Source organism: Mesorhizobium sp. KR1-2 (assembly GCF_040045035.1).
Classification (GTDB): Bacteria; Pseudomonadota; Alphaproteobacteria; order Rhizobiales; family Rhizobiaceae; genus Pseudaminobacter.
Genome location: NZ_JBDZDS010000012.1, coordinates 46,854 through 65,046, shown reverse-complemented (window position 1 = coordinate 65,046; position 18,193 = coordinate 46,854). Strand labels below are relative to the sequence as shown.

Here is an 18,193-nt window from a genome sequence, read left to right as displayed (position 1 = left end):
TACCGCCTGCGGCGGCGTGCTTGCTAGAGGATGAAGCGCGACAGGTCGGTATTGCGCGAAAGGTCGCCGACATGCTTCTCGACATAGGCCGCGTCGATCGTCACGGAGGTGCCGAAACGGTCGGGCGCGTCATAGGAGATTTCGTCGAGCACGCGTTCCATCACCGTCTGCAGCCGGCGCGCGCCGATGTTCTCGACGCTGGCGTTCAGCTCCACCGCGATGCCGGCCAGGGCGTCGATCGCGTCGTCGGAGAATTCCAGCTTGACGCCTTCGGTCTCCATCAGCGCGATGTACTGCTTGATGAGGCTCGCTTCCGTCTCGGTCAGGATGCGCTTGAAGTCGTCCTTGTTCAGCGCCCGCAGCTCGACGCGGATCGGCAGGCGGCCCTGCAGCTCCGGCAAGAGGTCCGAGGGCTTGGCCACGTGGAACGCACCCGAGGCGATGAACAGGATGTGGTCCGTCTTCACCGGCCCGTATTTGGTCGCCACCGTCGTGCCCTCGACCAGCGGCAGCAGGTCGCGCTGAACGCCCTCGCGGGAGACGCCTGCGCCCACGCCGCCTTCGCGCGCCGCGATCTTGTCGATCTCGTCGAGGAAGACGATGCCGTCGTCCTGGGTTGCGGCCAGCGCCCGCTGGACGACCTCGTCCTGGTCGAGCAGCTTGTCGGACTCGTCGTTGATCAAGAGTGCATAGGATTCCTTGACCGTCGTCTTGCGCGTCTTGGTGCGGTTGCCGCCCATCGCCTTCGACAACATGTCGCCGATGTTCATAACGCCGATATTGGCACCGGGCATGCCCGGAATCTCGAAGCCGCCGATCGGGTTGCCGGTGTCGGCAACCTCGATCTCGATCTCCTTGTCGTCGAGCTCGCCGTCGCGCAGCTTCTTGCGGAAGGAGTCGCGGGTGGCCGGGCTGGCGGTCTTGCCGACCAGGGCTTCCAGAACGCGCTCCTCGGCGTTCAGATGGGCACGCGCCTTGACGTCTTCGCGCATCTTCTCCCGCACCAGGCCGATTGCCGCCTCGACCAGATCACGCACGATCTGCTCGACGTCGCGGCCGACATAGCCGACTTCGGTGAACTTGGTGGCCTCGACCTTGATGAAGGGCGCGCCCGCGAGCCTGGCTAGCCGGCGCGAGATCTCGGTCTTACCGACGCCGGTGGGTCCGATCATCAGGATGTTCTTGGGCATCACCTCTTCGCGCATCTGGCCGTCGAGCTGCTGGCGGCGCCAGCGGTTGCGCAGGGCAATCGCCACGGCACGCTTGGCCTCCTTCTGGCCGATGATGTAGCGGTCGAGTTCGGAAACGATTTCGCGGGGGGAAAATGTGCTCATGATCTACTACAACCCACTTTGCCACTGCTTGATGAACTCGAACGGATGCAGCAGCATGATCACGTTGAGTGTCAGATTGTCCCGGATAAGGTAGCCGACGCCGATTTCGAAGACGAGGGCGAGGGCCACGATCACCCATATAGGTAGCCGCGAGGCCATCACAAAGCCCAGCACCATCGCCAGCGTGTCGGACACCGAATTGACGATGCTGTCGCCGAAATAGTCGAACGAAATGGTCTCTTCCCGGTAGCGGTTGATGATGAAATCGCTGTTTTCGAGGATCTCCCAGGCGCCCTCCACGAAGATCGCCAGCGCCAGCCGCAGCCAGATGGACCTGCCGGGCAGCACCAGCCACGCGAACATGTAGAACAGGAAGCCGTGGATGATGTGCGAGAAGGTGTACCAGTCGGCGATGTGCTGCGAATTCTCCGAGCTTTGGACTACGCCGTGCCAGAGCTTCACATATCCGCATTCGCAGATCGGTATGCGCCCCATCAGATAGAGGATCACCGCCTGCGTGGCGATCAGTCCGGCCGCGATGGCCACGCCGGTCGGCCACGAAACCCGCCAATGCGAGGTTTTTTCCCTGACGCCCGAGGCACTCATGCTTCGTCTTCCCCCTCGTCATTGTCGATCGCCATCAGCAGGACCTCGCCTTGCTCGGTCTGCCGGCGCCCGATCGGCTGGAAGCCGACCTTCTCATAGGCTCGGATGGCGGCGGCGTTGGCCGGATGGGGATCGGTGATCACACGTGGCGCGCCTTCCTCGAACAGCATCTCCACGAACGCGCCGATCAGCCCCGTGCCGTGGCCCTTTCCGATCAGCTCCGGCACGCCGATGAACTGGTCGATGCCGAGCGTGCCGGTGGGCTGGTCCTGGTAGGGGTTTTCGTCTTCCAAATGCGGGTCGTAGCTCTGGATGTAGCCGATCGGCTTTCCGTCGAGCTCGACGATGAACGGCTCGACGGAAATGCTGTCAATGTGCCCGCGGATCTCTTCGAGCGCCGACGCCGCGTCTCCCCACCATGCCGCCATGTGCGGCTCGGCGAGCCAGCGGGCGAGGAGGGGCATGTCGTTGCCCGTCAGCGGACGGAAGCTGTACTCGGCCGGCACCTTAGGCGGCATCCAGCGTTTCGACGACGAAGTTGTGGTTGGTGTAGACGCAGATGTCGGCCGCGATCTCCATCGCCTTGCGGGCGATCTCTTCGGCGCTCTTGTCGGTGTCCATCAGCGCGCGTGCGGCGGCCAGCGCATAGTTGCCGCCGGAGCCGATGGCCATCACGCCGTGTTCTGGCTCCAGCACGTCGCCATTGCCGGTCAGCGCCAGCGACACGTTCTTGTCGGCCACCAGCATCATCGCTTCCAGCCGGCGCAGATAGCGGTCGGTGCGCCAGTCCTTGGCGAGCTCGACGCAGGCGCGCAGCAGCTGGTCGGGATATTGCTCGAGCTTGGTTTCGAGGCGTTCGAGCAGGGTGAAGGCGTCGGCCGTGGCGCCGGCAAAGCCCGCGATCACATTGCCCTTGCCGAGGCGGCGGACTTTTCGCGCGTTGCCCTTCATGATGGTCTGGCCGAGGCTCACCTGGCCGTCGCCGGCGATCACCACCTTGCCGCCCTTGCGCACGGTCACGATCGTGGTGGCGTGCATGGTCAATTCTTTGGACATAAATGGCTCCGATTTCGCGCCATCCCTGGAAGGCAATCGGCGCGGTACGAGTAATATCGCGCACATATGTATGTTGAGGCCGGCCGATTGCAAAGGGCGTAGCGCAGGCGCACGTTTGGCGCAGTCGTGCCAACTGGAAATCGCGGAGCCATGCTGTTAGAAGGCTCGCGTTTTCAGATACTACAAGGAACAGCTCGATGAGCGCTCGCTCCGCCGAAGTCAGCCGCAAGACCAAGGAAACCGAAATCGCCGTTTCCATCGATGTCGATGGCGCGGGCCGGTCCGATATATCGACCGGCGTCGGTTTCTTCGATCATATGCTCGACCAGCTGTCGCGGCATTCGCTGATCGACATGAAGGTGCGCGCCAAGGGCGACCTGCACATCGACGACCACCACACGGTGGAGGATACCGGCATCGCGCTCGGCCAGGCGCTGGCCAAGGCGCTGGGCGACCGGCGCGGCATCATGCGCTACAGCTCGATCGACCTCGCCATGGACGAGACGCTGACGCGTGCGGCCATCGACGTGTCAGGCCGGCCGTTCCTGGTGTGGAATGTGGCTTTCTCCGCGCCCAAGATCGGCACCTTCGACACCGAACTGGTGCGCGAGTTCTTCCAGGCCTTCGCGCAGAATGCCGGCATCACCTTGCACGTGACCAATCATTACGGCGCCAACAACCACCACATCGCCGAGACCTGCTTCAAGGCGGTGGCACGCGCGCTGCGCATGGCGCTCGAAACCGATCCGCGCCAGCCGGACGCGGTCCCCTCAACCAAGGGTTCGCTGAAAGGCTGACGCCGATGGCCATGTATGTGGCGATGGAGCCGCCGCTCGGAAGCAAGGCCGCCGCACCGGAGCAGGCCGTTCTGGTGCGTGACGGCTTTGCGCTGCTCGCGTTCCTCGTGCCGCCGTTCTGGCTTTTGTGGCATCGGCTCTGGATCGAGGCCGCGCTGGTGTTTGCAGTCGCGCTGGCATTGACCGCGCTTGCGGAGAGTGCCGGCTATGAGGTGACAAGCTCGTTGCTGTCGGTGCTGCTTTCCATCTATGTCGGCATCGAGGGACCGGCCCTTCGCCTTGCCGCTTTGCGTCGGCGCGGCTGGCGCGAATGGGGCGCAGTCGAGGCCCGTAATGTACGCGACGCTGAAATCCGTTATCTGGCCGAGGTCGGAGCAGCCGGCGAGGACGACGACGTTCCGCCGCTCGCCGACAAGCCGCACCGGCCGCACGCGGCCGCATCCGCCAGGCAGCAGGGCCCGGCGCTCGGTCTGTTTCACTACCCAGGGAAGGCCTGAACATGCGCGTCGCCATCATCGACTACGGCTCGGGCAATCTGCGCTCGGCCACCAAGGCGTTCGAGCGCGCGTCGCGTGAAAGCGGGGTCGGCGCCGAAATCGAGCTGACCGCCGATGCCGAACGGGTCCGCACCGCCGACCGCATCGTGCTGCCGGGCGTGGGCGCCTACGCCGACTGCCGCGCCGGCCTCGATGCCGTGCCGGGCATGGTCGAGGCCATCGAAGAGGTTGCAGTCAGGAACGGCAGGCCGTTCCTCGGCATCTGCGTCGGCATGCAGCTCATGTCCGAGCGCGGTCTTGAGAAGACGATCACGCATGGCCTCGGCTGGATTGCCGGAGACGTCAAGGAAATGCAGCCGGCCGACCCTGCGCTGAAAATCCCGCAGATCGGCTGGAACACGATTCACGTGAAACATTCGCACCCGCTGTTCGAAGGAATCCACACGGGCGAGGGCGGTCTGCACGCCTATTTCGTGCACTCCTATCATCTTGCTGCGACCAATCCGCAGGACGTTTTGGCCGAGGCCGACTATGGCGGCCCGATCACCGCGGCGGTGGCCAAGGACAATGTCGCCGGCACCCAGTTCCATCCCGAAAAGAGCCAGACGCTGGGCCTTGCTCTCATCGCCAACTTCCTGAGGTGGAAGCCATGAGCAGGAAGGGCTACTGGATCGCGATGGTCGATATCACCGACCCGGAGGTCTATCCGCGCTATGTCGCGGCCAATGCGGTGGCCTTCGAGAAATATGGCGCGCGTTTTCTCGCGCGCGGCGGCCGGCATGACGACCCCGAGGGGCCGACCGGCCAGCGCCACGTCATCATCGAGTTCGAAAGCTACGAGCAGGCGCTGGCCTGCTACAATTCACCCGAATATCAGGAAGCGCTGAAGTACCGGCTTGCCGCCTCGACTGCGCATTTTTCCATCGTCGAAGGGGTTTAGCCCAATGATTCTTTTCCCGGCCATCGACCTCAAGGACGGCCAGTGCGTGCGCCTAAAACTCGGCGACATGGAGCAGGCGACCGTCTACAACACCGATCCCGCCGCGCAGGCGCGCGCCTTCGAGGACCAGGGTTTTGACTGGCTGCATGTGGTCGATCTCAACGGCGCCTTTGCCGGTGAGAGCGTCAATGGCGCGGCGGTCGAGGCGATCCTGAAGGCGACGAAGAATCCGCTGCAGCTCGGTGGCGGCATCCGCACGCTCGCCCACATCGAAAGCTGGCTGGAGAAGGGGCTGGCGCGCGTCATCCTCGGCACGGTCGCGGTGCGCGATCCTGAGCTAGTCAAGGAAGCCTGCCGGCTCTTCCCCGGCAAGGTCGCCGTCGGCATCGACGCCAAGGGCGGCAAGGTCGCGGTCGAAGGCTGGGCGGAAGCTTCGAGCCTCGGCGTCATCGAGCTGGCGAAGAAATTCGAGGGCGCGGGCGTCGCGGCCATCATCTACACCGACATCGACCGCGACGGCGTGCTGGCCGGCATCAACTGGAACTCCACCATCAACCTTGCCGAGGCGGTGTCCATCCCGGTCATCGCATCGGGCGGCCTGGCCTCCATCGCCGACATCGTGCGCATGACCATGCCCGATGCGAAGAAGCTTGAGGGCGCCATTTCCGGCCGCGCACTATATGACGGGCGTATCGATCCCGCCGAAGCGCTGGCCATCCTGCGCGGCGAATTGAAGCCCGAACCTGCATTGTTCGAGGACCGTCCATGACCCTCAAAGCCCGCGTAATTCCCTGTCTGGACGTCAAGGACGGCCGCGTCGTCAAGGGCGTCAACTTCGTCGACCTGATCGATGCCGGCGATCCGGTCGAGGCGGCCAAGGCCTATGACGCCGCCGGTGCCGACGAGCTGTGCTTCCTCGACATCACCGCTTCGTCGGACAATCGCGAGACCATTTTCGACGTCGTTGCCCGCACGGCCGAGCAGTGCTTCATGCCGCTGACGGTGGGCGGAGGCGTGCGCCAGGTTACCGATATCCGCAAGCTTCTGCTGGCCGGCGCCGACAAGGTGTCGATCAACACGGCGGCGGTGAAGAACCCGGATTTCATCGCCGAGGCCGCCGACAAGTTCGGCAACCAGTGCATTGTCGTCGCCATCGACGCGAAGAAAGTGTCGGCGCCGGGCGAGGCGGACCGCTGGGAGATATTCACCCATGGCGGCCGCGAAAAGACCGGCATCGACGCGATCGAGTTCGCCCGGAAGGTCGTCGATCTCGGCGCGGGCGAAATCCTGCTCACCTCGATGGACCGCGACGGCACCAAGGCCGGCTACGACATTGCGCTGACCCGCGCAATCGCTGACGCGGTGCGCGCGCCGGTCATCGCCTCGGGCGGCGTCGGTACGCTGGACCATCTGGTCGAAGGCATCCGCGACGGCCATGCCAGCGCGGTTCTGGCCGCCTCGATCTTCCATTTTGGCACCTACACCATTGCGCAGGCCAAGGCCTACATGGCAAAAGCAGGTTTGCCGATGCGGCTCGACAGTGCCGCCTGATTTTTACGCCGAGACGCGAAGTACGCGAATGACCGGTTTTTCCCTGAACGATCTCGAACGCATCGTTTCCGAACGGGCCCGCTCGGGCGATGCCAATTCCTGGACCGCGAAGCTTTATGCGTCCGGCATGGAGCGGGCGGCCAAGAAGCTGGGCGAGGAGGCGGTGGAAACCGTCATCGCCGCGGTCAAGGGCGATGCCAAGGAGCTCGTTTCCGAAAGCGCCGATCTTCTTTATCATTGGCTCGTCGTTCTGGCGGTCGCGGGCGTGTCCTTGTCGGATGTGCTTGATGAGCTCGAACGGCGAACGGCCCAATCTGGCATTGCCGAGAAGGCATCACGCAGCCAGGGCTGATCGTGGACGAGGGGTAAGCGATGGATCAACTCGCTCCGACCGTAAAATACTCTCCCTATCGATTTTTCACGGCGGAGCGGTGGGCGGAATTTCGGGCCGACACGCCGCTGACGCTGACGGAAGACGAAGTCCAGCGGCTGAGTTCGCTCTACGACCCGATCGACCTCGACGAGGTGCGCTGCATTTATCTGTCGCTGTCGCGGCTTTTGTCGGCGCATGTCGAGGCTAGCCAGCTTCTCTATCGCCAGCGCAAGGCCTTCTTCGGCTCCGATGAAGTCGCCAAGACCCCCTACATCATCGGCATGGCCGGCTCGGTGGCGGTGGGCAAGTCGACCACGGCGCGTGTGCTGAAGGAGCTTCTGGCGCGCTGGCCCTCCACCCCCAAGGTCGATCTGGTTACCACCGACGGTTTTCTGCTGCCCAACGAGGTGTTGCGGCGCGAGAACCTGATGGAGCGCAAGGGCTTTCCCGACAGCTACGACGTCGGCGCGCTTTTGCGCTTCCTGTCGGCGATCAAGTCGGGCGAGCCCAATGTGCGCGCACCGCTCTATTCGCACCTGACCTATGACGTGATGCCGGGCGAGTTCGTCACTGTCGACCGGCCCGACATCCTCATCTTCGAGGGGCTCAACGTGCTGCAGCCGCGCGACCTGCCCAAGGACGGCAAGTTCGTGCCCTTCCTGTCGGATTTCTTCGACTTCTCGATCTATATCGACGCCGAGGAAGAGCAGATCCATTCCTGGTACATCAAGCGCTTCATGCGGCTGCGGGAAACGGCCTTCCGCAACCCGGAATCCTTCTTCCACCGCTACTCGCAACTGTCGGAAGACGCCGCCCGCGCCATCGCCGAAGGGCTGTGGAGCAACATCAACCTGAAGAACCTGCGCGAAAACATCCTGCCCACGCGCCCGCGTGCCGATCTCATCCTGCGCAAGGGGCCGGATCACCGCGTCGTGGAAGTGGCTCTGAGAAAGCTGTAGGGCGTTCCTATGCCCGCGTGGGGGCGAAAAGCTCCCGCCGCTCGCGCTGCCGGATCGAAACCAGCATCCAGACCGCCAGGGTGGCAGGCACGAACACGCCGATGCCCAGCCCGCTGTTGTTGAAGACATGGGCAACCAACGCGTAGAACCAGAAGCAGGCGAGGACGATGGCCGGCGCCTTTGGCGCGGTCACGAACAGAAATACCGCTGCTATCGCGACGCAGATCGTGTCGTAGGTGTAGCCATAGGGCGTGGCGAGAATTGCGAGCAGGGCGGTGATCACGACCCTTTCGCGATGTTCCGCCCGGCGCTGGGGCAGCCAAAGCCACACCGCGGCGGCGATAGCGGTCACGGTCGAGATGGCCTGAAGGCCATAGGAGACCCCCAGGCCGAAGCCGCGAGCGCGCGCCAGGAAAAACACGGTCATCGCGTTCGAATGGTAGGGCTGAGGGAAGGGCGCCTCCATGATGGCGGTCATGAGCGCGCGGGTTTCCTTGAAGAAGTGCGGCCATACCTCGAAACCGAACAGCAAGCCCGTGGCAACGGCTAGCACAGTGGCGCTTGCCGCGGCCGCCCAAACGGTCCGCCAGTTACCGCTGGCGACAAGGCAGAACGGAACGAGGAGGCCGAGATGCGGCTTGATGGTCAGCAGGCCGAACAGCACGCCTGCCAGGAGCGGGCGCCTGGGCGCAACCGCAAGGCCGCCGACCAGCAGCGCGGTCGTCAGCGCTCCGTTCTGGCCGAAAACCGCATTCATGAACACGGCGGGGCTGAGGATGATAGCCAGTTCCGCCGCCGGCCCGAGCTTCAGCGGCCTTGTCGCCAGCCACAGGCAGAAAACCGTGCCGAATGTCCAGACGAGATAGGCGGGAAGGATCGGCAGGGCGGCAAGCGGCGCGCCAAGCAGAATGATGCTGGGCGGATAGCTCCATTCCTGATCCGGCAGATCGGGCGAGAACATGCTCCGCAACGCCGCCCGATAGGTTTCGACGTCGAACAGATCGGCGACATGGCCGTCGAGAGCCATGCGCGAGCCGGCCCACAGATTGGTGAAATCCCAGTACGGCAGGCGCTTGGACAGGAGCGAGAAGCCCCGGTCGTCCAGGGTCCAAAGCAGGGAATGGTACCATGTGGCGATAAGGAGGCCAGCGATCAGTACGGACGCCGCAAAGCGGACGTCGAAGCGCTGAAAGAGTTCGGTCCGGGATGGCTGCATGACAGGCCCTCAATCTTGGACCGGTCCTTAATAGGCGAAACGGGTTAAGATCACCTTATGTGCCTTGGCGGCGATGGTTTCGTCACCCGCCGCAGCGTCAGATTGATCCGGCCGCCGTTCTTCAGCAGCGTCGAGGTGGCCGGATAGATGCGATCGACGCCGTGGAAGCACAGCCGGCCTTCGCCGCCGAGGATGACGACATCGCCGCTGTCCAGCCGGATCGAGACCGTCGGCCCGCTGCGGCTCGTTTCGCCGACTCGGAAGAGGCAGCTGTCGCCGAGCGAGACCGAGACCACGGGCGCGTCGAGAGCGGCCTCGTCGCGGTCCTGGTGCAGGCCCATTTTCGCGGCTTCGGTATAGAAATTGACCAGGCAGGCTTCCGGCGGGTGCGGATAGTCCGACACCTCGCGCCAGATTTTTAGCAGCGCCTCGGGGATCGGCGGCCAGGGGAGGCCGGTCCCCGGGTGCGTCGGCTGGTAACGGTAGCCGCGCTCGCGGTCCGTCACCCAGCCGAGCGAGCCGCAATTGGTCATGCGCACGCTCATTTCCTTGCCGGTGCCGGGCATGGTCGGCACGTAGAGCGGAGCTGCCTGCACAACGGCGCGGATATCTTCCACCAGCGCCTCCTGCGCGGCGCGGTCGAGATAGCCCGGAATGTGCCTGGCGCCTTTCGGCAGGACTTGCATGGTCTTTCCGATCCGGTTCCCGAAGGATGATAGGCCGCGATCCTGCGCAACGAAACGAAATCGGCAGGCTTCGCGCCGCTTTTCGCGCAATCGAAAGGCTGCGTGGCAGGAAAGGGCTGTCGCCGCCACCCGAAACCGGCCGTCGTCGAGCCGACGCGGCGGCGATCAGTCGCTTTCAACCTTGCCGCGCAGCTTCTTCACCGTCGAGCGGCCGGCCTTGGTCTTCAGCCGCCGTTCGATCGCGCCCTTGGACGGCTTCGTCTTCTTGCGCGGCTTGGGCGGCGGCTCGGCTGCCTTGGCCACCAGCGCCGTCAGCCTGGCGCGGGCGTCGGCGCGGTTCTGCTCCTGGGTGCGGAAGCGGCCGGCCTCGATGACGATCACGCCGTCCTTGGTCGCCTTCTGCCCGGCGAGCCTGATGGTGCGCTCGCGCACACGCTCGGGCAGGCCGGGCGCGTTCCTGGCGTCGAAGCGCAACTGCACCGCTGTCGCCACCTTGTTGACGTTCTGCCCGCCCGGGCCGGAGGAGCGGATGAAGCTCTCCTCGATGTCGTCCGGGTGGATGACGACGTCGTTGGCGATGATGATCTTCTCGTCCGAATTCATCGCCTACAGATGCCGTGCGGCGCGCAAAAAGAAAAGGCCCGGCGCGTGCCGGGCCTTTCCATGTCCGTCCCTGCCAGTAACTTATTCGGCGGCTTCGCGCACGCGCGGGGCGGCGCCCAGCACGCTGGCGTCGACATGGGATTCGAACTTGGCGAAGTTGTCGATGAACATGCCGACCAGCTTGCTCGCCTGGCGATCATAGGCTTCGCGGTCTGCCCAGGTCGAGCGCGGGTCGAGGATCGCGGCATCGACGCCCGGCACAGCTACCGGCACCGCGAAGCCGAAATTGGCGTCGGTGCGGAACTCGGCGCCGTTCAGCGAGCCGTCAAGCGCGGCCGACAGCAGCGCGCGCGTGGCCTTGATCGGCATGCGCTTGCCGGTGCCATAGGCGCCGCCGGTCCAGCCGGTGTTGACCAGCCAGCAGTCGACGCCGTGCTGGGCGATCAGCTCGCGCAGCAGGTTGCCGTATTCCGACGGATGCCGCGGCATGAAGGGAGCGCCGAAGCAGGTCGAGAAGGTCGCCTCCGGCTCGGTCACGCCCTTTTCCGTGCCGGCCACCTTGGCGGTGTAGCCCGACAGGAAGTGGTACATGGCTTGGGCCGGTGTCAGCTTGGCGATGGGCGGCAGCACGCCGAAGGCGTCGGCCGTCAGCATGATGATGTTCTTGGGATGCGCGGCGCGGCCGGTGGCGCTGGCATTGGGGATGTAGTGCAGCGGATAGGCGCAGCGCGTGTTCTCTGTCAGGCGGCCGTCGTCAAAATCCGGAACGCGGTGTTCGTCGAGGATCACGTTCTCCAGCACGGTGCCGAAGCGCTGCGTGGTGGCGAAGATCTCCGGCTCGGCCTCGGCCGAGAGCCGGATGGTCTTGGCGTAGCATCCGCCCTCGAAGTTAAAGACGCCGTCCGGGCCCCAGCCATGCTCGTCGTCGCCGATCAGCGTGCGCGACGGGTCGGCCGAAAGCGTCGTCTTGCCCGTGCCCGACAGGCCGAAGAAGACCGCGGCGTCGCCGTTCGGACCCTCATTGGCCGAGCAGTGCATCGGCATCACGCCCTTTACCGGCAGCAGGTAATTGAGGGCGGTGAACACCGACTTCTTCATTTCGCCGGCATAGGAGGTGCCGCCGATCAGCACGATCATGCGCGTCAGGTCGACGGCGATCACGGTTTCGGTGCGGCAGCCGTGGCGCGCCGGGTCGGCGCGGAACGACGGCAGGTCGATGATGGTCATCTGCGGCACGAAATCGGCGAGTTCGCCGGCTTCCGGGCGGATCAGCAGGTTGCGGATGAACAGCGAGTGCCAGGCAAATTCGGTGATGACGCGCGTCGGCAGCTTCTGGGTGGCGTCGGCGCCTCCGACCAGGTCCTGCACGAAGAGGTCCTTGTCAGCCGCATGCGCGACGAAATCGGCCAGAAGCACCTCGAAATGCTCGCCCGAAAGCGGCTTGTTGTTGTCCCACCACACATGCGGCTCGGTTGCCGCATCGCGCACCACGAACTTGTCCTTGGCGGAGCGGCCGGTGTGCTGGCCGGTCTCGGCCACCAGCGCGCCATGCGCGGTCAGCTTGGCTTCGCCGCGCCGCACTGCTTCCTCGTAAAGCTCAGCCGCGCCGAGGTTGTAGTGCACCTTGCCCGACGTCTTCAGGCCATTTTTGTCGATGCCGTGAGTGGGATTTCGTTTGCCGATTTCGGTCATTCGGCGTTCTCCAAATACAGGGTTGCTGCCAGTGCCCGGACAGGTCGCCGAACGTCAATCGCCCTCATTATGTAGGACGAAAACGGCCAGAACCAGAAAAGATTAGCGATTTCAAATCATTAATCGATTTAAAGATTTTGAAAATATTTTAAATCGTTTAAAACGCTTTCTGTCGCAGAAGGGTTGCACATCATGGACACAATTCCCTATCTTTGGAGCGGGTGCCTGCCTTGATGGTAACGAGGCGGTGTTGAAGTGCCGGGCAAGATAGAAACGGACAGGCTTCCTGTGACAAGGAGCGGTTTCTGTGCCACATTTTGTACCCAATTTGTCCTGCAATAGCCCTTTCCGCTACAGGACTAGGGACACAAGCCCATGAGGGAGCCGCTTGAAATGGCAACAATCGCGCTTGTCGACGACGACCGCAACATCCTGACCTCAGTCTCGATTGCGCTGGAATCGGAAGGCTATCGCGTCGAAACCTACACCGATGGTGCCTCGGCGCTGGAAGGGCTGGCGGCGCGTCCGCCAAATCTTGCCATCCTCGATATCAAGATGCCGCGGATGGACGGCATGGAGCTCCTGCGCCGGTTGCGCCAGAAGACCGACCTGCCGGTGATCTTCCTGACCTCCAAGGACGACGAGATCGACGAGCTGTTCGGCCTAAAGATGGGCGCCGACGACTTCATCCGCAAACCGTTCTCGCAGCGTCTGCTGGTCGAGCGCGTCAAGGCGGTGCTGCGCCGGGCGAGCGCCCGCGAGGCAGCCGCCAAGGCCCCCAACCAGCAGGCCCGCTCTCTCGAGCGCGGACAGCTGGTCATGGACCAGGAGCGGCACACCTGTACCTGGAAGGGCGAGCCCGTCACTCTCACCGTCACCGAGTTCCTGATCCTGCATTCGCTGGCCCAGCGTCCCGGCGTCGTGAAAAGTCGTGATGCGCTGATGGATTCGGCCTATGATGAGCAGGTATATGTCGATGATCGCACCATCGACAGCCACATCAAGCGTCTGCGCAAGAAGTTCAAGGCGGTCGACCAGGATTTCGAGATGATCGAAACCCTGTACGGGGTCGGCTACCGCTTCCGCGAGGCGTGACTGACGACGGACCCGGCGGCCGACGGGGTCGGCCAGTCCGGGTTCCTGGGATTTTTGCCTCAATGGCCATAGAGAGTGAGCTGAAGAAACCGGTGGCGGCCTCGCGCAGGCCGCGGGGCCCCGTGTCCGCGCTTCTGTCCCGGTTGACGGTGCCCATGCGCCGCTTTCTCGGCCACCATGTCTTCTCCAGCCTGACCCGCCGCATCCTGTTCCTCAACCTCGCGGGGCTCGGGGTTCTGGTCGTCGGCATCCTCTATCTCAACACCTTTCGGGACGGGCTGATCGACGCGCGCGTCGAGAGCCTGATGACGCAGGGCGAGATCATCGCCGGCGCTATCGCGGCTTCCGCCACGGTCGAGACGGACTCGATCAGCATCGATCCGGAAAAGCTGCTGGAGCTACAGGCCGGCGAGGCCCTCGGGCCCGGCTCAGACCAGCTCGACAGCCTCGACTTTCCCATCAATCCGGAGCGCGTGGCGCCGGTTCTGCGCCGCCTGATCTCGCCGACGCGCACGCGCGCGCGCATCTACGACCGTGACGCCAACCTGCTGCTGGACTCCCGTCACCTCTATTCGCGCGGCCAGATCCTGCGCTACGACCTGCCGCCGGTGGCGGAGGAAGACCCCGGCGTGATGGAGCGGGTCGAGAAGTTCGTCTTCGATCTGTTCCGCAACACCGACCTGCCGGTCTACAAGGAGCAGCCCGGCGGCAATGGCGCGGCGTTCCCCGAGGTCATCACCGCGCTGACCGGCAGTCCCTCGACCGTGGTGCGCATCAGCGAGCAAGGCGAGCAGATCGTGTCGGTGGCCGTGCCCATCCAGCGCTTCCGCGCCGTGCTGGGCGTGCTGATGCTGTCGACGGAGGGCGGCGACATCGACAAGATCGTCGCGGCCGAGCGCAAGGCGATCCTGCGCGTCTTCGGCATCGCCGCGCTGGTCACGGCGATCCTGTCCATGCTTCTGGCCTCCACCATCGCCACGCCGCTGCGCCGGCTGTCGGCGGCGGCGGTGCGCGTGCGCCGCAGCATCAAGAACCGCGAGGAGATCCCCGACTTCTCCGACCGCCAGGACGAGATCGGCAATCTTTCGGTCGCGGTCCGCGACATGACCAACTCGCTTTACGCGCGCATCGAGGCGATCGAGAGCTTTGCGGCGGACGTGTCGCACGAGCTGAAGAACCCGCTCACCTCGCTGCGCAGTGCCGTGGAGACCCTGCCGCTTGCTCGCAACGAGACCTCGCGCAACCGGCTCATGGAAATCATCCAGCACGACGTGAAGCGGCTGGACCGGCTGATCACTGACATCTCCGACGCCTCGCGGCTCGACGCTGAGCTCGTGCGCGAGGATTCCGGCAAGGTCGACCTGAAGAAGCTGATCGGCGACCTGGTAGCGGTGTCGCAGGATGCCGGCCGCCACAAGCGCAAGGTCGAGATCGAGTTCAAGGCCGAGAAGCTGCCGCAGGGCGCAAAGGGCTTCTTCACCCTCGGCCACGACCTGCGCATCGGCCAGGTGGTCACCAACCTGATCGAGAACGCACGTTCCTTCGTGCCGGATAACACCGGCCGCATCACGATCACGCTCGAGCGCGCCGGCAAGTTCAACATCGTCAGCGTCGACGACAACGGCCCCGGCATCCGCGCCGACAACATCGACCGGATCTTCGAGCGCTTCTACACTGATCGCCCCTCCGGCGAGGCCTTCGGCCAGAATTCCGGCCTCGGCCTGTCCATCAGCCGCCAGATCGTCGAGGCCCATGGCGGAACCCTCACCGCAGAGAACATTCCGGGCGGCAAGCCGGGCGACATCAAGGGCGCCCGCTTCGTCATGACCTTGCCGGCCGAGGCCTGAACCTCGTGTCCGCGCCCAATCTGCATGGCACCGCGCTCGTCCTCGGCGAGCGCGGTCTTCTGATCATTGGCCCATCCGGCTCCGGCAAGAGCATGCTGGCGCTGGCGCTTCTTGCAAGGTTCCAACAGATGGGCCGCCAGGCCCGTCTCGTCGCCGACGACCAGGTGCTGGTGTCGGCACCGGCCGGCCGGCTGGTCTGCCGAGCGCCGAGCCCCATCCGAGGGCTTGTCGAAGTACATGGGGTGGGGCCGCGGCCGATAGAGGCCGAGCCGGCTGCCGTCATCGATCTTGTGGTGCGACTGGTGCCGGCGGAGAGCCTGCAGCGTCTTCCCGACGACGCTTTCGAGGAGGTGGCCGGCTGCCGGCTGCCGCTGCTGGAAGTTCGCGAGCGCGCCGTGGAGCCGGCCCTGGCCGCCGTCGCCGCACGACTTTCCCTGCCGCCTTTGGGCTGACAAGTGTCGAAACGGCGCGACACTGTGCGGCAAAATGGCATTCGCCAAAGCGTTTTAGGGCTTGTAAACGCCACCCGCCTCGACAAGATAGCGGCCCTCTGCCAGAGCCTATCCGGGCAGTGCGGGCAGAAGGGGACGCGCTCGCAACAGATCATGACGGGAGCCAAAGCAGAATGATCGGACTCGTGCTCGTGACGCACGGTCAACTGGCCGCGGAGTTCCGGAACGCCGTAGAGCACGTCGTCGGACCCCAGGAATATTTCGAAACCATCGCCATCGGTCCCGAGGACGATATGGAGCAGCGCCGGCGCGACATCGTCGAAGCCGTGGCGCGCACCGATACCGGTACCGGCGTGGTGGTGCTGACCGACATGTTTGGCGGAACGCCCTCCAACCTTGCCATCTCGGTGATGGAGGGCGGCCGGGTCGAAGTGATCGCGGGCATGAACCTGCCGATGCTGATCAAGCTCACCAGCGTGCGCAAGAACAACGACATGACCCTTGCGCTCGAGGAAGCGCAGGCCGCCGGCCGCAAATACATCAACGTGGCCAGCCAACTCCTGAGCAGCAAATGAGCGATCTTTCCGCCGAGAACGGCGCCGTCACCCGGGAATTCAGGATCATCAACCAGCGCGGCCTCCACGCCCGCGCTTCCGCCAAGTTCGTGCAGGTGGCGGGCGGCTACGAGGCCAGTGTCGAGGTCGAGAAGGACGGCATCAAGGTCGGCGGCACCTCGATCATGGGGCTGATGATGCTGGCGGCGAGCCCGGGTTGCTGCATCCGCGTCACTGCCGACGGACCCGAGGCGCAGGAAGTCGTCGACGCGCTGGGCGCGCTGATCGCCGATCGCTTCGGCGAGGAAATCTGAGCGACCCTCGCGCTGAAGATATGCACGAATAAAGATTTCTTTATATCCCATTGTCGATTGGGCGGCGATCTGCTAGTCAGCCCCCATAACGGCGCCCCGTCACGGGTCTTCCGGCGAGGGGGTGCGCTTTCGCAAGAATCGCACATCGGAGCACTGGCATGTCTGCTAGCAAGGACCACATCGTCGCCGATATTTCGCTTGCCGGCTGGGGCCGCAAGGAAATCGAGATCGCTGAAACCGAAATGCCGGGCCTGATGGCCTGCCGCGAGGAGTTCGGCGAGAAGCAGCCGCTGAAGGGCGCGCGCATCACCGGCTCGCTGCACATGACCATCCAGACGGCGGTGCTGATCGAGACGCTGAAGGCGCTCGGCGCCGAGCTTCGCTGGGCCTCGTGCAACATCTTCTCCACGCAGGACCACGCTGCCGCGGCGATCGCCGAGGCCGGTATCCCGGTCTTCGCGGTCAAGGGCGAGACCCTGGAGGAGTACTGGGAATACACCGACAAGATTTTCCAGTGGGCCGATGGCGGCACCTCGAACATGATCCTCGACGACGGCGGCGACGCCACCATGTACATCCTGCTCGGCGCCCGCGCCGAGGCCGGCGAGGACGTGCTGTCCAAGCCCGGCAGCGAGGAGGAGGAAATCCTGTTCGCGCAAATCAAGAAGCGCATGGCCGCCACGCCCGGCTTCTTCACCAAGCAGCGCGAGGCGATCCGCGGCGTGACCGAGGAAACCACCACCGGCGTCAACCGTCTCTACCAGCTGCAGAAGAAGGGCCTGCTTCCCTTCCCGGCGATCAACGTCAACGACTCGGTCACCAAGTCGAAGTTCGACAACAAGTACGGCTGCAAGGAATCGCTGGTCGACGGCATCCGCCGCGGCACCGACGTGATGATGGCCGGCAAGGTTGCCGTCGTGTGCGGCTATGGTGACGTCGGCAAGGGCTCGTCGGCTTCGCTCAAGGGTGCCGGCGCGCGCGTCAAGGTCACCGAAGTCGACCCGATCTGCGCCCTGCAGGCCGCCATGGACGGCTTCGAGGTGGTCACGCTCGAGGAAGCTGCCCCCACCGCCGACATCGTCATCACCACGACCGGCAACAAGGACGTCGTCACCCTCGACCACATGCGGGCGATGAAGGACATGGTCATCGTCGGCAACATCGGCCACTTCGACAACGAGATCCAGGTCGCGGCACTTCGCAATCTGAAGTGGACCAACGTCAAGCCGCAGGTCGACATGATCACCTTCCCGGACGGCAAGCGCATGATCCTCTTGTCGGAAGGCCGACTGCTCAATCTGGGCAACGCGACCGGCCATCCGAGCTTCGTGATGTCGGCTTCCTTCACCAACCAGGTGCTGGCCCAGATCGAGTTGTTCACCAAGGGCGGCCAGTACAAGAACGAGGTCTATGTGCTGCCCAAGCACCTCGACGAAAAGGTCGCTCGCCTGCATCTCGACAAGCTCGGCGCCAAGCTGACCGAGCTTTCGGACGAACAGGCCTCCTATATCGGCGTCACGCCGAAGGGCCCGTTCAAGCCCGAGCACTACAGATACTGATTTGAATTAACCAATACACAACATATTGATACCGGGCGATTGACTTTCGCCCGGTTTTCTTT

At 64.3% G+C, this 18,193-nt stretch carries 22 protein-coding genes; 14 read left to right on the top strand and 8 right to left on the bottom strand.

Annotated elements, in window-relative coordinates:
* Window positions 1-23: 23 nt before the first annotated feature.
* The 4 genes from hslU to hslV are packed head-to-tail and all read right to left on the bottom strand — an operon-like array spanning window position 24 to window position 2,996.
* The gene (hslU, locus tag ABLE85_RS21030) at window positions 24-1,334 is read right to left on the bottom strand and encodes an ATP-dependent protease ATPase subunit HslU (RefSeq protein ID WP_348794666.1); all 1,311 of its coding nucleotides are present in this window, start codon (window positions 1,332-1,334) and stop codon (window positions 24-26) included.
* A gap of 6 nt (window positions 1,335-1,340) precedes the next feature.
* A complete protein-coding gene (locus ABLE85_RS21025) occupies window positions 1,341-1,940 on the bottom strand; it encodes a DUF2585 domain-containing protein (RefSeq protein WP_348794665.1) in 600 nt (199 codons plus the stop codon).
* Complete coding sequence (locus ABLE85_RS21020; protein WP_348794664.1) at window positions 1,937-2,458, bottom strand: GNAT family N-acetyltransferase; 522 nt, start codon at window positions 2,456-2,458, stop codon at window positions 1,937-1,939. Before ABLE85_RS21020 ends, ABLE85_RS21025 begins: the two co-directional genes overlap by 4 nt.
* Window positions 2,448-2,996, bottom strand: coding sequence for an ATP-dependent protease subunit HslV (gene hslV, locus ABLE85_RS21015; protein WP_348794663.1), 549 nt, complete (start codon window positions 2,994-2,996; stop codon window positions 2,448-2,450). The genes ABLE85_RS21020 and hslV overlap by 11 nt, the downstream gene beginning before the upstream one ends.
* 197 nt (window positions 2,997-3,193) lie before the next feature.
* Here hslV and hisB point away from each other — a divergent pair, with 197 nt between their 5' ends.
* From hisB to coaA, 8 genes are read left to right on the top strand one after another with little or no spacing between them, the layout of a single operon-like run.
* Window positions 3,194-3,793, top strand: coding sequence for an imidazoleglycerol-phosphate dehydratase HisB (hisB, locus tag ABLE85_RS21010; RefSeq protein ID WP_348794662.1), 600 nt, complete (start codon window positions 3,194-3,196; stop codon window positions 3,791-3,793).
* A 5-nt stretch (window positions 3,794-3,798) separates the two neighbouring features.
* The gene (locus ABLE85_RS21005) at window positions 3,799-4,290 is read left to right on the top strand and encodes a DUF2628 domain-containing protein (RefSeq protein WP_348794661.1); all 492 of its coding nucleotides are present in this window, start codon (window positions 3,799-3,801) and stop codon (window positions 4,288-4,290) included.
* Window positions 4,291-4,292: 2 nt separating this feature from the next.
* A complete protein-coding gene (gene hisH / locus ABLE85_RS21000) occupies window positions 4,293-4,943 on the top strand; it encodes an imidazole glycerol phosphate synthase subunit HisH (protein ID WP_348794660.1) in 651 nt (216 codons plus the stop codon).
* Window positions 4,940-5,230, top strand: a complete 291-nt coding sequence (locus ABLE85_RS20995; RefSeq protein WP_348794659.1) for a DUF1330 domain-containing protein — start codon at window positions 4,940-4,942, stop codon at window positions 5,228-5,230. The genes hisH and ABLE85_RS20995 overlap by 4 nt, the downstream gene beginning before the upstream one ends.
* A gap of 4 nt (window positions 5,231-5,234) precedes the next feature.
* Window positions 5,235-5,999 carry a 1-(5-phosphoribosyl)-5-[(5-phosphoribosylamino)methylideneamino]imidazole-4-carboxamide isomerase gene (gene hisA, locus ABLE85_RS20990; RefSeq protein ID WP_348794658.1) on the top strand — a complete coding sequence of 255 codons (765 nt, stop codon included), beginning with the start codon at window positions 5,235-5,237 and terminating at the stop codon, window positions 5,997-5,999.
* Window positions 5,996-6,781 carry an imidazole glycerol phosphate synthase subunit HisF gene (gene hisF / locus ABLE85_RS20985; protein ID WP_348794657.1) on the top strand — a complete coding sequence of 262 codons (786 nt, stop codon included), beginning with the start codon at window positions 5,996-5,998 and terminating at the stop codon, window positions 6,779-6,781. The genes hisA and hisF overlap by 4 nt, the downstream gene beginning before the upstream one ends.
* A gap of 28 nt (window positions 6,782-6,809) precedes the next feature.
* Window positions 6,810-7,133, top strand: a complete 324-nt coding sequence (locus ABLE85_RS20980; RefSeq protein ID WP_348794656.1) for a phosphoribosyl-ATP diphosphatase — start codon at window positions 6,810-6,812, stop codon at window positions 7,131-7,133.
* 20 nt (window positions 7,134-7,153) lie between these two features.
* Window positions 7,154-8,113, top strand: a complete 960-nt coding sequence (gene coaA, locus ABLE85_RS20975) for a type I pantothenate kinase (protein WP_348794655.1) — start codon at window positions 7,154-7,156, stop codon at window positions 8,111-8,113.
* Between the two features lie 7 nt (window positions 8,114-8,120).
* Here the strand turns inward: coaA and ABLE85_RS20970 are convergent, their stop codons facing one another.
* The 4 genes from ABLE85_RS20970 to ABLE85_RS20955 form a co-directional block, all read right to left on the bottom strand.
* Window positions 8,121-9,329, bottom strand: a complete 1,209-nt coding sequence (locus tag ABLE85_RS20970) for a glycosyltransferase family 87 protein (protein ID WP_348794654.1) — start codon at window positions 9,327-9,329, stop codon at window positions 8,121-8,123.
* Between the two features lie 50 nt (window positions 9,330-9,379).
* Complete coding sequence (locus ABLE85_RS20965) at window positions 9,380-10,015, bottom strand: alpha-ketoglutarate-dependent dioxygenase AlkB (RefSeq protein WP_348794653.1); 636 nt, start codon at window positions 10,013-10,015, stop codon at window positions 9,380-9,382.
* Between the two features lie 165 nt (window positions 10,016-10,180).
* The gene (gene arfB, locus ABLE85_RS20960; protein ID WP_348794652.1) at window positions 10,181-10,618 is read right to left on the bottom strand and encodes an alternative ribosome rescue aminoacyl-tRNA hydrolase ArfB; all 438 of its coding nucleotides are present in this window, start codon (window positions 10,616-10,618) and stop codon (window positions 10,181-10,183) included.
* Window positions 10,619-10,699: 81 nt separating this feature from the next.
* Complete coding sequence (locus ABLE85_RS20955) at window positions 10,700-12,310, bottom strand: phosphoenolpyruvate carboxykinase (RefSeq protein WP_348794651.1); 1,611 nt, start codon at window positions 12,308-12,310, stop codon at window positions 10,700-10,702.
* 393 nt (window positions 12,311-12,703) lie between these two features.
* Here ABLE85_RS20955 and ABLE85_RS20950 point away from each other — a divergent pair, with 393 nt between their 5' ends.
* From ABLE85_RS20950 to ahcY, 6 genes are all read left to right on the top strand, one after another.
* Window positions 12,704-13,405 (top strand): response regulator transcription factor, encoded by a 702-nt coding sequence (locus ABLE85_RS20950; RefSeq protein ID WP_348794650.1) that lies wholly within the window; start codon window positions 12,704-12,706, stop codon window positions 13,403-13,405.
* Window positions 13,406-13,467: 62 nt separating this feature from the next.
* Window positions 13,468-15,252, top strand: a complete 1,785-nt coding sequence (locus ABLE85_RS20945) for a sensor histidine kinase (protein WP_348794649.1) — start codon at window positions 13,468-13,470, stop codon at window positions 15,250-15,252.
* 5 nt (window positions 15,253-15,257) lie between these two features.
* The gene (locus ABLE85_RS20940) at window positions 15,258-15,704 is read left to right on the top strand and encodes an HPr kinase/phosphorylase (RefSeq protein ID WP_348794648.1); all 447 of its coding nucleotides are present in this window, start codon (window positions 15,258-15,260) and stop codon (window positions 15,702-15,704) included.
* A 173-nt stretch (window positions 15,705-15,877) separates the two neighbouring features.
* On the top strand, window positions 15,878-16,279 hold the full coding sequence (locus ABLE85_RS20935; protein ID WP_348794647.1) for a PTS sugar transporter subunit IIA: 402 nt from the start codon (window positions 15,878-15,880) through the stop codon (window positions 16,277-16,279).
* On the top strand, window positions 16,276-16,572 hold the full coding sequence (locus ABLE85_RS20930; RefSeq protein WP_348794646.1) for an HPr family phosphocarrier protein: 297 nt from the start codon (window positions 16,276-16,278) through the stop codon (window positions 16,570-16,572). Before ABLE85_RS20935 ends, ABLE85_RS20930 begins: the two co-directional genes overlap by 4 nt.
* Before the next feature lie 158 nt (window positions 16,573-16,730).
* Entirely contained in the window at window positions 16,731-18,131 is a 1,401-nt protein-coding gene (gene ahcY / locus ABLE85_RS20925; RefSeq protein WP_348794645.1) for an adenosylhomocysteinase, read from the top strand.
* The last annotated feature ends 62 nt before the right edge of the window (window positions 18,132-18,193 follow it).

What these genes read in the sequence shown, in the direction of transcription:
- hisF (WP_348794657.1), top strand. Translation starts at nt 5,996, where the DNA reads ATGACCCTCAAAGCCCGCGTAATTCCCTGTCTGGACGTCAAGGACGGC.
- hisA (WP_348794658.1), top strand. Translation starts at nt 5,235, where the DNA reads ATGATTCTTTTCCCGGCCATCGACCTCAAGGACGGCCAGTGCGTGCGC.
- ABLE85_RS21005 (WP_348794661.1), top strand. Translation starts at nt 3,799, where the DNA reads ATGGCCATGTATGTGGCGATGGAGCCGCCGCTCGGAAGCAAGGCCGCC.
- arfB (WP_348794652.1), bottom strand. Translation starts at nt 10,618, where the DNA reads ATGAATTCGGACGAGAAGATCATCATCGCCAACGACGTCGTCATCCAC.
- ABLE85_RS20995 (WP_348794659.1), top strand. Translation starts at nt 4,940, where the DNA reads ATGAGCAGGAAGGGCTACTGGATCGCGATGGTCGATATCACCGACCCG.
- ABLE85_RS20930 (WP_348794646.1), top strand. Translation starts at nt 16,276, where the DNA reads ATGAGCGATCTTTCCGCCGAGAACGGCGCCGTCACCCGGGAATTCAGG.
- ABLE85_RS20950 (WP_348794650.1), top strand. Translation starts at nt 12,704, where the DNA reads ATGGCAACAATCGCGCTTGTCGACGACGACCGCAACATCCTGACCTCA.
- coaA (WP_348794655.1), top strand. Translation starts at nt 7,154, where the DNA reads ATGGATCAACTCGCTCCGACCGTAAAATACTCTCCCTATCGATTTTTC.
- ABLE85_RS20935 (WP_348794647.1), top strand. Translation starts at nt 15,878, where the DNA reads ATGATCGGACTCGTGCTCGTGACGCACGGTCAACTGGCCGCGGAGTTC.
- ABLE85_RS21020 (WP_348794664.1), bottom strand. Translation starts at nt 2,458, where the DNA reads ATGCCGCCTAAGGTGCCGGCCGAGTACAGCTTCCGTCCGCTGACGGGC.
- ABLE85_RS20980 (WP_348794656.1), top strand. Translation starts at nt 6,810, where the DNA reads ATGACCGGTTTTTCCCTGAACGATCTCGAACGCATCGTTTCCGAACGG.
- hisH (WP_348794660.1), top strand. Translation starts at nt 4,293, where the DNA reads ATGCGCGTCGCCATCATCGACTACGGCTCGGGCAATCTGCGCTCGGCC.
- ABLE85_RS21025 (WP_348794665.1), bottom strand. Translation starts at nt 1,940, where the DNA reads ATGAGTGCCTCGGGCGTCAGGGAAAAAACCTCGCATTGGCGGGTTTCG.
- hslU (WP_348794666.1), bottom strand. Translation starts at nt 1,334, where the DNA reads ATGAGCACATTTTCCCCCCGCGAAATCGTTTCCGAACTCGACCGCTAC.
- ABLE85_RS20955 (WP_348794651.1), bottom strand. Translation starts at nt 12,310, where the DNA reads ATGACCGAAATCGGCAAACGAAATCCCACTCACGGCATCGACAAAAAT.
- ABLE85_RS20945 (WP_348794649.1), top strand. Translation starts at nt 13,468, where the DNA reads ATGGCCATAGAGAGTGAGCTGAAGAAACCGGTGGCGGCCTCGCGCAGG.
- hisB (WP_348794662.1), top strand. Translation starts at nt 3,194, where the DNA reads ATGAGCGCTCGCTCCGCCGAAGTCAGCCGCAAGACCAAGGAAACCGAA.
- ABLE85_RS20965 (WP_348794653.1), bottom strand. Translation starts at nt 10,015, where the DNA reads ATGCAAGTCCTGCCGAAAGGCGCCAGGCACATTCCGGGCTATCTCGAC.
- ABLE85_RS20970 (WP_348794654.1), bottom strand. Translation starts at nt 9,329, where the DNA reads ATGCAGCCATCCCGGACCGAACTCTTTCAGCGCTTCGACGTCCGCTTT.
- ahcY (WP_348794645.1), top strand. Translation starts at nt 16,731, where the DNA reads ATGTCTGCTAGCAAGGACCACATCGTCGCCGATATTTCGCTTGCCGGC.
- hslV (WP_348794663.1), bottom strand. Translation starts at nt 2,996, where the DNA reads ATGTCCAAAGAATTGACCATGCACGCCACCACGATCGTGACCGTGCGC.